The 12,753-nt window shown below is 69.0% G+C and carries 12 protein-coding genes; 8 read left to right on the forward strand and 4 right to left on the reverse strand.

Annotation, left to right across the window (positions count from 1 at the left end; all coding sequences use genetic code 11):
* Position 1: 1 nt before the first annotated feature.
* The 4 genes from AC5W7N_RS23005 to AC5W7N_RS23020 all read left to right on the forward strand — a co-directional run bounded on the left by AC5W7N_RS23005 (position 2) and on the right by AC5W7N_RS23020 (position 4,295).
* Positions 2 to 877, forward strand: coding sequence for an SDR family NAD(P)-dependent oxidoreductase (locus AC5W7N_RS23005; protein ID WP_195021064.1), 876 nt, complete (start codon positions 2 to 4; stop codon positions 875 to 877).
* Between the two features lies 1 nt (position 878).
* Positions 879 to 1,799, forward strand: a complete 921-nt coding sequence (locus tag AC5W7N_RS23010) for a ferritin family protein (protein WP_163815820.1) — start codon at positions 879 to 881, stop codon at positions 1,797 to 1,799.
* Entirely contained in the window at positions 1,796 to 3,310 is a 1,515-nt protein-coding gene (locus AC5W7N_RS23015; protein WP_195021065.1) for a flavin-containing monooxygenase, read from the forward strand. The genes AC5W7N_RS23010 and AC5W7N_RS23015 overlap by 4 nt, the downstream gene beginning before the upstream one ends.
* Positions 3,311 to 3,398: 88 nt before the next feature.
* Entirely contained in the window at positions 3,399 to 4,295 is an 897-nt protein-coding gene (locus AC5W7N_RS23020; RefSeq protein ID WP_495922130.1) for a MerR family transcriptional regulator, read from the forward strand.
* Here AC5W7N_RS23020 and AC5W7N_RS23025 read toward each other — a convergent pair.
* The 3 genes from AC5W7N_RS23025 to lspA are packed head-to-tail and all read right to left on the reverse strand — an operon-like array spanning position 4,188 to position 6,467.
* Complete coding sequence (locus AC5W7N_RS23025; RefSeq protein ID WP_495922131.1) at positions 4,188 to 4,835, reverse strand: hypothetical protein; 648 nt, start codon at positions 4,833 to 4,835, stop codon at positions 4,188 to 4,190. The genes AC5W7N_RS23020 and AC5W7N_RS23025 overlap by 108 nt on opposite strands.
* A 46-nt stretch (positions 4,836 to 4,881) precedes the next feature.
* Positions 4,882 to 5,808: an RluA family pseudouridine synthase gene (locus AC5W7N_RS23030; RefSeq protein WP_163815826.1), complete on the reverse strand. Its 927-nt coding sequence runs from the start codon at positions 5,806 to 5,808 to the stop codon at positions 4,882 to 4,884.
* Positions 5,805 to 6,467 carry a signal peptidase II gene (lspA, locus tag AC5W7N_RS23035; RefSeq protein WP_163815828.1) on the reverse strand — a complete coding sequence of 221 codons (663 nt, stop codon included), beginning with the start codon at positions 6,465 to 6,467 and terminating at the stop codon, positions 5,805 to 5,807. The genes AC5W7N_RS23030 and lspA overlap by 4 nt, the downstream gene beginning before the upstream one ends.
* Before the next feature lie 196 nt (positions 6,468 to 6,663).
* Between lspA and AC5W7N_RS23040 the strand changes: the two genes are divergently transcribed.
* Both AC5W7N_RS23040 and AC5W7N_RS23045 read left to right on the forward strand, forming a co-directional pair.
* Positions 6,664 to 7,554: a hypothetical protein gene (locus AC5W7N_RS23040; RefSeq protein WP_495924178.1), complete on the forward strand. Its 891-nt coding sequence runs from the start codon at positions 6,664 to 6,666 to the stop codon at positions 7,552 to 7,554.
* A gap of 93 nt (positions 7,555 to 7,647) precedes the next feature.
* On the forward strand, positions 7,648 to 8,115 hold the full coding sequence (locus AC5W7N_RS23045) for a VOC family protein (RefSeq protein ID WP_163815830.1): 468 nt from the start codon (positions 7,648 to 7,650) through the stop codon (positions 8,113 to 8,115).
* 54 nt (positions 8,116 to 8,169) lie between these two features.
* Here the strand turns inward: AC5W7N_RS23045 and AC5W7N_RS23050 are convergent, their stop codons facing one another.
* On the reverse strand, positions 8,170 to 10,593 hold the full coding sequence (locus AC5W7N_RS23050; RefSeq protein WP_195021067.1) for a cation-translocating P-type ATPase: 2,424 nt from the start codon (positions 10,591 to 10,593) through the stop codon (positions 8,170 to 8,172).
* 93 nt (positions 10,594 to 10,686) lie between these two features.
* On the opposite strand from AC5W7N_RS23050, the gene rarD reads away from it, so the two are divergent.
* Both rarD and AC5W7N_RS23060 read left to right on the forward strand, forming a co-directional pair.
* The gene (rarD, locus tag AC5W7N_RS23055) at positions 10,687 to 11,625 is read left to right on the forward strand and encodes an EamA family transporter RarD (RefSeq protein WP_495922132.1); all 939 of its coding nucleotides are present in this window, start codon (positions 10,687 to 10,689) and stop codon (positions 11,623 to 11,625) included.
* Between the two features lie 162 nt (positions 11,626 to 11,787).
* Entirely contained in the window at positions 11,788 to 12,717 is a 930-nt protein-coding gene (locus tag AC5W7N_RS23060; RefSeq protein ID WP_163815836.1) for an ADP-ribosylglycohydrolase family protein, read from the forward strand.
* Positions 12,718 to 12,753: the final 36 nt, after the last annotated feature.

Consider the following 12,753-nt stretch of genomic DNA (forward strand, 5'->3'; position numbering starts at 1 on the left):
GATGTGGCCGTTTTCCACCAGGCGCAGCTATGACGCGCGGGCCGTCGTCACCGGCGCCGGCAGCGGCATCGGGCGCGCCTTCGCGCTCGAGATCGCCGCGCGCGGCGGCGAGGTGATCTGCGCCGATATCGACAAGGACCGCGCCGACGAGACCGTGCGGCTGATCGAGCAACGGCACGGGCGCACGGCCTACCCGTTCTTCTGCGATGTCGCGATGCGCGCGGATGTGCAGCGGCTCGCCGATTTCGCCGAGGAGGTCTTCGCGGGCCCGCCGACGGTGGTGGTGAACAACGCCGGAGTCGGCATCGGCGGTAAGCCGGTCGGTGAGATCGGTTTCGACGACTGGGAATGGGCGCTCGGCATCAACCTGTGGGGCGTGGTGCACGGCTGCGAGATCTTCGCACCGCGGCTGCGCGCCGCGGGCCGCGGCGGCATCGTGAACGTCGCCTCCGCGGCCGCGTTCGCCGCGGCCCCTGGAATGGCGGTGTACAACACGTCCAAGGCGGCCGTGCTGTCGCTGTCGGAGACCATGCATGCCGAACTCGCGGGCAGCGGCGTGGCGGTGACCGCGCTGTGCCCCACCTTCGTCAAGACCAATGTGGTCGCCGACGGACGGATCACCGCGGGGCCCTCGCGCCTGGCCGATCAGCTCATGCGCTGGACCGGATTCTCACCAGAACGGGTCGCCGCCGGCGCCCTCGACGCACTCGACCGCGGCCGCCTCTATGTGGTGCCGCAGCTGGATGCCCGGCTGGTGTGGCAGCTCAAACGCACCTTCCCCGCCACCTACGCCGGCGCCCTCGGCCTGCTCAATCGCCTACTGCCACTTGAGGATCCGGCCACCACGGCCGCATCCTCCCCCACGACTGGAGCCTGACATGTCCTTCAACTTCGACGATATGCTCGCCAAGATCAAGGCCCGCCAGTGGGCCCTGGCCGATATCGACTGGGACGCCCCCGGCGCCGAGGAGATCGACCCGGAGCTGTGGACCAAACTCAAGCCGTTCATCTCCGATCTGATGTGGATCGAGAACGTCGGCGCACGCGGTTTCGCCGCCATGGCCAAGAAGGCGCCCACCGACACCCTCAAGGAGATCTACCGGTACTTCCACGCCGAGGAGCAGCGCCACGCCAATGCCGAGCTCGCGCTGATGCGGCGCTGGGGCATGCTCGACGGCGACGAGCTGCCGGAGCCGAATATCAACGTCAAGCTGGTCATCGACTTCCTGGACAAGCACGCCGACGGGATGTCGATGTCGTTCCTCGGCACCGTGATCCCGATGCTCGAGGTGGCCCTCGACGGCGCACTGATCAAGTTCGTCACCGACGAGATCAAGGATCCGGTGGCGCAGGAGGTGTTCAAGAAGATCAACGCCGACGAGGCTCGGCATCTGGCCACCGATTACGCGGTGATGGAACTGCTCGGCCACGCGACCGCGCGCAAGCTGGCCATCGATTTCGTCGGCGGCTGGGCCAAGCCGTCGCTGATCGTCGGCGCGCTCAGCTATTTCCCGCTGCTGAACAAGATGCGCGACAACATCGTGGAGATGGGTGTGTCCGAGGAACGCCTGTACTCGGCGATGGCGCGGTTCAAGGCCGTCGGTGAACGTGCGCCGATCGTGAACCGGCTGCCCATGTACCGGCTGGTGAAGATGCACAGCGGCTGGGTGATCAACCGCGATCACCCCTACCACCTGTTCGCCGACGCCCTGGTCAAGGTGACCGGCCGGATTCCCGAACGCTATTTCGCCGAGCAGCCGTCGTGGTCGAAGGCGCTGACCCACGAGCCGGTCGCATGAGCGCGGCGGCGAAGCCACTGGACGTGGCGATCATCGGCGCGGGTTTCGCGGGCATCGGCGCGGCGATCCGGCTGCGACAGCGCGGGATCACCGACTTCACGATCCTCGAGCGCGATACCCGAGTGGGCGGCACCTGGCGCGACAACACCTATCCCGGTGCCGCCTGCGATATCCCGTCGCGGCTGTACTCCTACAGCTTCGCGCCGAATCCGAACTGGTCGCAGACCTATTCGGGCAGCGCGGAGATCCTGGACTACATCGAGTCCATGGTCGACCAGTTCGCGATCCGGCCCTTCATCCAGTTCGGCCAGAATGTCACCGGATTGGATTTCGACGAAGAAGCGGGACTGTGGTCGATCGCCGTCGCCGGCCGCAGGGGCCGGCTGCGTGCGCGTGCGGTGGTGATCGCCTCGGGCCCGCTGTCGAACGCGAGCTTCCCGGACATCGACGGTATCGACAGCTTCGCCGGGCACAAGATCCACAGTGCCCGCTGGGATCACGACTACGACCTCACGGGCATGAAGGTGGCCGTGGTCGGCACCGGCGCCAGCGCCGTGCAGATCGTGCCGGAGCTGGTGCGGCGGGCCGGATCGGTGAAGGTGTTCCAGCGCACGCCGGGCTGGGTGTTGCCACGGGTCAACCGCTCCACCACCGACATGACCAAATCGATCTACCGGCGGTTCCCGCGCACCCAGGCGCTGGCCCGCGACGCCTGGTTCTGGGGGCACGAGTCGGTGGCCCTCGGTGTGGTGTGGACCAGCCCGCTGACCCGGGTGGTCGAGCAGGTCTCGCTGCTGCATCTGCGCACCCAGGTGCGCGACCCGTGGTTGCGCCGCCAGCTCACCCCGGAATTCAAGGCAGGCTGCAAACGACTGCTGATGAGCAACGACTACTACCCGGCCCTGCAAGCCGACAACTGTCAGCTCATCACCTGGCCGATCGTGCGCATCGTGCCCGAAGGCATCCAGACCGCGGAAGGGGTGGTGCACGGCGCCGACTGCATCGTCTTCGCCACCGGATTCGATGTGTCCAAGGCCGGGGCACCGATCCCGGTCACCGGGCGCGGCGGCCGCTCGCTCAACGAGGAGTGGAGCCGCGGGGCCTACGCCTTCAAGAGCGTCGCGGTCGCGGGCTATCCCAACATGTTCCTGACCTTCGGGCCGAATTCCGGCCCCGGCCACAATTCGGCACTGGTGTACATGGAGGCGCAGATCGAATACCTCACCGAGGCGATCCAGATCCTGTTACGCCGCGACCTGCGGATGCTCGAAGTCGACCGGAACCGCCAGGACCGCTACAACGCCCGGCTGCAACGGCGCCTGGCCGCGACGACCTGGAACTCCGGCTGCCGCAGCTGGTACCTCACCGAGGACGGCTTCAACGCCACCATGTATCCCGGTTTCGGTACGCAGTACGTGCGTGAGCTGTCGCGGGTGAACCTCGACGACTACGTCCTCACCGCCCGTTCGGCACATCGCCCGCTGGCCGGCAGCGGAGCCCGGCTCGGCTGATGCCCCAGCCAGATTCGCGCCCGTGTCCCGGTACCGGTTACCGGGACACGGGCGCGCGCGTGAGCGCCCGGAGCGGGAAGGTACGGACGTGACCGAGGTGGGCGAATACCGCATCGACGAGCTCGCGCGAGCGGCCGGAACGACCAGCCGCAATGTGCGCCTGTACCAGGAGAAAGGCCTGCTGCCCGCGCCCGTCCGGCGGGCGGGACGGGCCAATATCTACGGCGATGCGCATCTGGCGCGGCTGCGCATCATCGATGGGCTGCTCGCACGCGGATTCACCACCGCCCACATCGCCGATTTCATCACCAGCTGGGAGACCGGCAAAGACCTCACCGAGATCCTCGGCCTCCAGCACGCCGTGACCGCGGCGTGGGGACAGTCCCGAGCACCGGTCGAATTCACCCGCGACATGGTCGACGCCATCCTGGGCGATCCGGAACCCGGCCACGCCGACGACGCGCACCTGGATCGCCTGGTGCGGCTGGGGCTGGTGCGGGTGCACGACGGCGGCAGCACCATCGAACTGCTGCGCCCGCAGCTGCTGGAAGCCGTGTTCCAGCTGAAGGCCTACGGCATCGAGGTGCCCATCCTCATCGACCTGTACGCGGAGGTGATGGGCCGACTCGACGATATCGCCCGGCGGATGGTGGCCGCCGCCAAGGACCACATCGTGTCCGAGCACGGCCTCGGCTGGCTGCCCGACACCGACGACGCGATCGCCGACACCACCCAGATGTTGCGGCATTGGCGCGAACTCGGCACCGGCATGGTGCATTCCGGGCTCGATCAGGCGCTCGACCGGGCACTGGAGCGCGAACTCGGTGACTATCTGGCCGCCGCGGCGCGGGCGCACACATCGCCCGGAGCCGACCTGTTACCGGTCGGGGACGGGGCCGTCGTCGGGCGCCGGGCCGATGACGCCGGTGGCGTCGGGCAGCAGCGGCACGATCGCGAAGGCGCCGGCCACCGCGTCGGCGGGTAGCGCCTCCACCGCGCGGATACCGTTGTGCGTGGCGAGGTTTCGCAGTTGCTCCGGCGTGCCGCGCACGACCAGGCCCACCGCGCAGGCGCAGCCGGCGCGCAGCCGGGCGACCGACACGGTGACGATCTTCTCGGTGCGTTCGTCGACGGATCGCGAGCTGCGCAGGTTATCCAGCAGCTGCCAGGCGGCGTCCTCGGCCGATCGCAGCACCACGACCTCGGTCGCCGGGACCTGCACGGTCACCAGCTGCGTCTGCACCCGCGGTAACGGCACCTGGTACAGCACCCGGCCGATCCGCAGACCGGCCGCGAGAGCCGGAAGGCGTTGCGGGGTCTGGTATTCGGTGAACGACACCAGCGCCCAGCGCTCGGCGGCATCGGTGCCCGACAGCGAATCCCGCGCTCGCGCCAGGTATTCCGCGACCGATTCGCCCTGTTGCGGGCCGAGGCGGTCGGTGGACACGCCCTCCGAACGCGGCGGCTGCATGGCGCCGACGGCGACCAGGACGACCACGACCACCCCGGCGACCGCCGCGAACACCGCTCGCAGCAGTCGGGTCGACCGGAGGTTGGATCGGCAGCACCGCTCAGGCATTGCGCAGCACGTCGAGGGCGTGCCTCAGATCGGCCGGGTACTCGCTGGTGATCTCCAGATATCTGCCGTCGGCGGGATGCTGGAATCCGAGCGAACGCGCGTGCAGCCACTGCCGCTGCAAACCGAGGCGCTCGGCCAGGCGCGGATCGGCGCCGTAGGTGAGGTCACCGCAGCAGGGGTGGCGGATCGCGGAGAAATGCACCCGGATCTGATGGGTGCGCCCGGTTTCCAGATGGATGTCGAGCAGGCTCGCCGCCTGGAATGCCTCGACGGTGTCGTAGTGGGTGACGCTGGGGCGGCCGTCGGCGGTGACCGCGAACTTCCAGTCGTTGCCGCGGGCCCGGCCGATCGGGGCGTCGATGGTGCCGCTGCTGGGATCCGGATGCCCCTGCACCAGTGCGTGATAGCGCTTGTCCACGGTGCGCTGTTTGAACGCGCGCTTGAGCACGGTGTAGGCGTGTTCGGACTGGGCGACCACCATCACCCCCGAGGTGCCGACATCGAGGCGGTGCACGATGCCCTGGCGTTCGTGTGCGCCGGAGGTGGAGATGCGGTAGCCGGCCGCGGCCAGCCCACCCACCACCGTCGGCCCGGACCAGCCGACACCGGTGTGCGCGGCCACCCCGACGGGTTTGTCGACCGCGACGATGTCGTCGTCGGCGTAGAGGATCTTCATCCCCTCGACCGGTTCGGCCTCGATGGTGAGCTCACGTTTGGGCTCGGGGAACACCACCTCGAGCCAGGCGCCCGCGGTGAGCCGATCCGATTTGCCGGCAGCGACACCGTCGAGCTGCACCGAACCCTCTTCGGCCAGCGCCGCCACCGCCGTCCGGGACAGGCCGAGCAGCCGCGACAGGCCCGCGTCGACCCGCATGCCGTCCAGCCCGTCGGGCACCGGCATGGTCCTGGTTTCCCTCATGCCGCGCTCCCCTCGCCGGCCCCGGTGTTCTTCGTGTTCTCTGTGTTCTCGGATCGCGCGCTGTTCACTGTGTTCTCGGACTCTTCGGTGGTCTTCTCGGCCCGGCCGGCCCTGGTGCCGTTCGGCTCGAATCCGAACACCGTCAGCACCACCAGCAGGATCGCACCGCAGACGATGGCCGAATCGGCGACGTTGAACACCGGCCACCAGCCGACGGCGACGAAATCGACCACATGCCCCTGCAACGGCCCCGGCGAGCGGAACAGCCGGTCCACCAGGTTGCCCAGCGCACCACCGAGCACCATGCCGAGCCCGACGGCCCACCACAGCGAGCGCAGGGTGCGGCCGATGCGGATCACCCCGATCACCACCGCGGCCGCGACCAAGGTCAGCAGCCAGGTCATGCCGGTGGCCATGGAGAAGGCCGCGCCCGGGTTGCGCACCAGGCTCAGCCGGGCCCAATCGCCGATGAGGTACACCGGATCGCCGGGGGTCAGCGTGGCAACCACGATGACCTTGGTGAGCAGGTCGAGGGCGAACAACACCGCCGCGATCACCAGCAACAGCCGCAGTCGCTGCGGTGGGCGCGCCGGGCCCTCGGAGGGCTGCTCGGCGGTGCTTGGCTCGGGTGGCCGGTCGTCACTCACGCCGACCATCATCGCTCGAGGCGCGAACGGGCCTGTGCTGCGGGCACCGCATGTCCCGGCACCGCGGCCGTCGGCTGTCCCAGCCGATCCTCAGCCCGCGCTGCCCACATGTCCCAGCTGACACTCAGGAACCGGTCGTACTCTGTTGCTCGTGACGGTGTTGTCTTCTCCCCACGCACCCCGGATCGGCCGTTCCGGCGTGCTGATCATGGTGCTCGCGGTCGGGTTGTCGGCGTTCGGTGTCGGGTGCAGCGACGGCGCGGAGCCGTCCTCGGACGCCGAGGGCACCGAGCCGCTCGGCATCGGGCGTGAAGTGACGGTGCCGATCGCCGCGGCGGTGGCCACCGTCGAGTCGCCCGGCGAAGAACCGCGCGGCGCGCTGCGGGCCGGTTTCCCGGACGGCACCGTGCAGGAGGTGACGCTGCGTACCGATCACCGCATCCAGCAGCAGATCGATGATCAGCCGCCGCGCGATTTCTCGCATCCGGCGCTGACCATCCCGTTGACCGCCCGCACGGACGACTCCGACGTCGACCTCACCCTCGGTGCCGTCACCACCCCCGACCCGTCGTTGTCGCAGGCGCTGACCGCCGCCGACGGCTCGCACGCGGGCCTGGACATGAGCGAGCTCGGCGCGATCACCGCGCTGCGGCTTGCCCCCTCACCGGAAACCTCGAACTCCGCGCGCGCGGCCATCGAGCAGGCGTTCTATCAAGCGGTGTACCAGTCGATCACCTTCCCGGACGATCCGGTGGGCGTGGGCGCGGTGTGGACGGTGCGTCAGGAGGTCACCGGTGGGGTGGCCCTCGACCAGGTGACCACGGCGACGTTGACCGAACGCGAGGGCAACCGCCTCACCATCGACCTGACCGTGGCCCAGACGCCGAAATCGCGGACCTGGAACCTGCCCAACGAGGCAGGCACCCTGCACATCGAGGATTACGCGATGACCGGCTCGGGCACCATCATCGTCGATCTCGGCCTGCCGCTGCCGGTATCGGGCGCCATCGATATCGGCGGGCACCAGTCCTACCGCGACCCGCGCACCGACACGCTGCTGCGCCAGACCATCAGCACGCGGGTGTCCTGGGGTGGATAGCACCGCGGGATCTCGCGATCGGCGGATGTCTGTCGGTGCCCGGGCATAGGCTCGAACCCGTCCGACAACCGATCGAGACCTGGAGGTCTTGCGATGTCCGATGTCTCCCCGATTCCCGAGGGCTACCCGCGCCTGTCCCCCGGCCTCGCCGTGGACGGCGCGGCCGAAGCGATCGAGTTCTACAAGAAGGTCTTCGGCGCCACCGAGCGCATGCGCATGCCGCGCCCGGACGGCAAGGTCGCCCACTGCGAGCTGCTGGTCGGCGATTCGGTGATCATGCTCGGTGATCCGGCGCCGGAAATGAAGTTCCTCGACCCCAAGAGCGTCGGCGGCACCCCGGTCAATTTCAACATCTACGTCCCCGATTCCGATGCCGCCTTCAACGCGGCCATCGCGGCGGGCGCGACCGAGCTCATGCCGATGGAAAACCAGTTCTACGGCGACCGCACGGGCAGTTTCACCGATCCGTGGGGCCACCAGTGGACCGTTGCCACGCACGTCGAGGATGTCACCCCCGACGAGATGGAGCGGCGGATGGCCGAGTTCACCGGCGCATCCTGACGGCGCGGTGATGCCGGCTGCGGGTAGCGCCCGCAGCCAGCGCCGACGCGTCGCTCAGGCGGCCCCACCCGGGGACGCCGGGATGAGTTTGTGCTCCTCATCGCGCAGCGACGCGGTGATCCACCAGGCCGCCTCGACCAGCACGATGCCGACCACACCGCAGACCACCGCGGCCGTGGTGAGCCCGACGTTGGACGGGTCGAGTTTGAAGAACTCCCTGGTGAACGGGATGGTGAACAGCAGCAGATAGGCCAGCACCGAGGCGCCGAGCAGCACCACCTTCCACCACACATAGGGCCGGGCCACGATGGCCAGCACCCACACCGCGATCATGATCAGCGTGATGAGCGCGGTGGTGCCCGCCTGCACCGTCTGCTGCTCGGTCGCCTCCGGCCCCGCATAGGCGATCAGATACGCGACGAAGGTGGCCACGCCGATCACCACACCGGAGGGAATCGCCAACCGCATCACCCGGCCGACGAAACCGGGGCGAGCCCGCTCGTTGTTGGGCGCCAGCGACAGGATGAACGCCGGGATGCCGATGGTGAACCAGGCCGCGATGGTGACATGTCGCGGCAGGAACGGATACCCGATCGGCTCGTAGTCGAAGATCTGCGACCCGGCACCGGCCAGACCGACCAGGAACGCCAGCAGCACCGAATACACCGTCTTGGTGAGGAACAGATTCGAGACGCGTTCGATATTGCCGATCACCCGGCGACCCTCCCCCACCACATACGGCAGGGTCGCGAACTTGTTGTCCAGCAGCACGATCTGGGCCACCGCGCGCGTGGCCGGACTGCCCGAGCCCATGGCGACACCGATATCGGCGTCCTTGAGCGCCAGCACATCGTTGACGCCGTCACCGGTCATGGCGACGGTGTGCCCGCGCGACTGCAACGCACCCACCATGGCGCGCTTCTGATCCGGGCGCACCCGGCCGAAGGTGGTCTCCCGGTCCAGCACATCGGCGAGCGCGTCGCGGTCCTCGGGCAGCCCGCGCGCGTCGACGGCATGGTCGCCGCCCGGCAGCTCGAGCGAGGCGGCCACCGCGCCCACCGATACCGCGTTGTCACCGGAGATGACCTTGATCGCCACGTCCTGACTCGCGAAGTAATCGAGGGTGTCGCGGGCGTCCGGACGCACCTTCTGCTCCAGCACCACCAGCGCGGCCGGGGTGACGACGCCCGGCGCGTCGGGCGCGTCGACGGCGCGATCGCTGGTGGCCAGCAACAGGATCCGCAGGCCGGAGGACCCGAGTTCCTCGGCCCTGCGGGCATCCTCGGAACCGGCATCGAGCAGCACATCGGGGGCGCCGAGCAGCCAGTTCCCGTGCTCACCGTAGGAGAAGCCGCTCCACTTCTTGGCCGAGGAGAACGGCGCGACCGCGGTGTAGGACCAGTCCGGCCGGTCGGGAACCGCCTCGGCGATGGCCTGCACGCTGGCATTGGGGCGCGGATCGTCGCCGGCCATGGCGGCGAGCGCGCGGCGGATTTCGGCCTCGTCGCCGGCACCGAGCACCTCGAGATCGGCCAACCGCATCCCGTTCTCGGTGAGCGTGCCGGTCTTGTCCGCGCACACCACGTCGACGCGGGCCAGGCCCTCGATCGCGGGCAGTTCCTGCACCAGGCATTTGCGCCGGCCCAGCCGCACCACCCCGACCGCGAACGCGATCGAGGTCATCAGCACCAGCCCCTCGGGCACCATCGGCACCAGCGCCGCCACCATGCCGGTGACCGCGGGCCGCCACGACTGACCGCTGGAGAACAGCTGGTTGTAGATGATCAGCGCACCGGCCGGGATCAGCAGGTAGGTGATGACCTTCAGGATGGTGTTGATGCCGTTGCGCAGTTCGGAATTGACCAGGGTGAACTTGCTGGCTTCCTCGGCCAGCTTGGCCGCATACGCGTCGCGACCGACCTTGGTGGCCCGGTAGGCACCGGAGCCGGACACCACATAGCTGCCCGAGAGCACCTGCGCGCCCAGCTCCTTGTGCACCGGATCGGCTTCGCCGGTGAGCAGCGACTCGTCGACCTCGAGCAGTTCGGATTCGACCACCTCGCCGTCGACCACGATCTGATCGCCGGGACCGAGTTCGATCAACTCGTCGAGCACCACATCCTTGGGTGCGATCTGCTCCGAGCGGCCGTCGCGGCGCACCGTCGGCTTGGCCTGGCTGACGATGGCCAGCTGATCGAGGGTGCGTTTGGCGCGGATCTCCTGAATGATGCCGACCGCGCTGTTGGCCACGATCAGCAGCCCGAACATGCCGTCGATCACCGAACCGGTTGCCATCACCAGCACGAAAAGCACACCGAGGATCGCGTTGATCCTGGTGAACACATTGGCGCGGACGATATCGCGCACCGAACGGCTGGCCCGGTCGGGCACATCGTTGGTGCGGCCGTCACGACGACGTTCGTCCACCTCGGCGGCGGTCAACCCGGTCGAACGCGGCGCCTGCACGGATATCGACATGGCTGCCAGCCTAAGCGACGGCGCCGGGCGCGGGCCGTCACCGGCCACCGGTGGTGAGCAGCCGTGTGGCGCCGCGACGGTAGGTTCGGACGAGTGCGGCGGACCGAATCGATTCCTGGGGTTGCGTTCGGGGTCGGCGCGTACGCGTCCTGGGGCGCGTTCCCGGCCTTCTTCGGGCTACTGGCCTTCGCCTCGGCCACGGAGGTGCTCGCGCAACGCATCCTCTGGACCCTGGTGGTCGTGCTCATCGTGCTCGGCGCGGTGGGCAGGCTGGGCGAGCTGCGCCGGATCTCGGCGAGCACCTGGCGCTACGCGGCCGCGGCCTCGGCGGCGATCTCGCTGAACTGGGGTGTCTACGTCTACGGGGTGATCTCCGAGCAGGTGGTGCAGTGCGCGCTCGGCTACTTCATCAACCCGCTGGTCACCGTGGCGTTCGGGGTGCTCATCTTCCGGGAACGCCTGGCCGGCGCGCAGTGGGTGGCGCTCGGGCTCGGCGCGTCGGCGGTCGCGGTGCTCACCGTCGATTACGGGCGCCCGCCGATGATCGCGCTGACGCTGGCGTGCTCGTTCGCCGTCTATGGACTGGTGAAGAAGGTGATCCCGCTGGACGCGTTGCGCGGGGTGGCGGCCGAGGGCTTGATCGCGGCACCGTTCGCGCTGGTGTTCGTGATCGTGCTCGCCGTCACCGGGCAGGGCAGCTTCGGCGGCGGGTTCTCCGAGAGCGCGCTGCTCATGTCGACCGGCCCGGTGACGCTGGTGCCGCTGTTGCTGTTCGCGGTGGCCGCCCAGCGAGTCCCGCTGTCGACCATGGGAATTCTGCAATATCTGACACCCGCCCTGCAGTTGGCATGGGGCGTCGCGGTGGCAGGAGAGCCGATGCCCGCCTCGCGCTGGGCCGGTTTCGCGCTCATCTGGGCGGCACTGGCGGTGTTCACCGTGCACGCGCTCGTCCGCTCCCGCCGGCGGGTGGAGACGACAGAACCGGACTCCGCTGCCCGTGGCTCGGGCTCGGAAGGCACCGCGGCTCGCTGATTCGCCGGGCCGATACGACACTCATACCGCCCAGCTATCGGTCACCGCGGCTGTGAGGACCCACAGACGATGGGCGCGGGGGGCTCGCGTCGGTTACATTCTGCCGTCGAATCGATCTCAAGATGCCCTACGACAAGGGGTTTTATGTGACAAGGGGTATCAGTGACATTGGATGACGCGCAACTGGATCGGGCCGCGGGCGCGCTGCTCGGTAGTGCGGCCGGAGACGCGCTGGGCGCCGGCTACGAGTTCACCTATCCGAGCGCCGACCAGGTGATCGATATGGTCGGCGGCGGCATGTTCGGCTGGGCGCCCGGCCAGTGGACCGACGACACCTCCATGGCCGTGGCGATCGCGCTGGCCGCGGACACGTCGGACAAGGGCATCGATCTGGACGAGGTGGCCGCCGGGTTCATGGCGTGGTGGGATTCCCAGCCGCCGGATGTCGGGGTGCAGACCTCGAAGGTGCTCAGTGCGCGGCCCAGTTCGGCGCGCGGCATGCAGGCGGTCGCCATGTCACTGCCAGGGCTCACCGGCGGCAACGGCTCGCTCATGCGCACCGGGCCGGTCGCCCTCGCCTACCTCGGCGATCCGGTCGAATGCGCAAGGGCGGCCGGCGCGATCGGGCTGCTCACCCATCACGATCAGCAGGCCGTCGAGGCCTGCAAGATCTGGAGCCACGCCATCCGGCACGCGATCCTCGAGGCGAACTTCGACGGCGTGCGCGACTACGTCGCCGCCTGCCCCGCCGCCGACTACTGGAACCCGCTGCTCGATCAGGCCGAAACGGGGACCCCGCAGGACTTCCCGAAGAACGGCTGGGTGGTGCACGCCCTGCAGACCGCATGGTGGGCCATCACCACCACCGATCAATCCGGCCCCGACCACCTGCCGCGCGCGCTGGAGCAGTGCGTGCGCGCGGGCAACGACACCGACACCACCGCCGCCATCGCGGGCGCGCTGCTCGGCGCCCGGTGGGGTGCGTCGGCGGTGCCGGCGCGCTGGCGCGAGCTGCTGCACGGCTACCCCGGACTCACGGGGAACGACCTGGTCGCGCTGGCGCACCGAATCGTGGTGAAGAACGCGGGATAGCCGATCCGAGTGCGCGGGCGCCCGGCCGTGGCTGCG

It is taken from the genome of Nocardia sp. CDC519, from assembly GCF_059509835.1.

Coding starts and splice junctions, on each gene's coding strand:
- lspA (WP_163815828.1), bottom strand. CDS start 6,467: ATGATGGTCGGCGTGAGTGACGACCGGCCACCCGAGCCAAGCACCGCC.
- AC5W7N_RS23040 (WP_495924178.1), top strand. CDS start 6,664: ATGGTGCTCGCGGTCGGGTTGTCGGCGTTCGGTGTCGGGTGCAGCGAC.
- AC5W7N_RS23045 (WP_163815830.1), top strand. CDS start 7,648: ATGTCCGATGTCTCCCCGATTCCCGAGGGCTACCCGCGCCTGTCCCCC.
- AC5W7N_RS23030 (WP_163815826.1), bottom strand. CDS start 5,808: ATGAGGGAAACCAGGACCATGCCGGTGCCCGACGGGCTGGACGGCATG.
- AC5W7N_RS23010 (WP_163815820.1), top strand. CDS start 879: ATGTCCTTCAACTTCGACGATATGCTCGCCAAGATCAAGGCCCGCCAG.
- AC5W7N_RS23050 (WP_195021067.1), bottom strand. CDS start 10,593: ATGTCGATATCCGTGCAGGCGCCGCGTTCGACCGGGTTGACCGCCGCC.
- AC5W7N_RS23015 (WP_195021065.1), top strand. CDS start 1,796: ATGAGCGCGGCGGCGAAGCCACTGGACGTGGCGATCATCGGCGCGGGT.
- AC5W7N_RS23005 (WP_195021064.1), top strand. CDS start 2: ATGTGGCCGTTTTCCACCAGGCGCAGCTATGACGCGCGGGCCGTCGTC.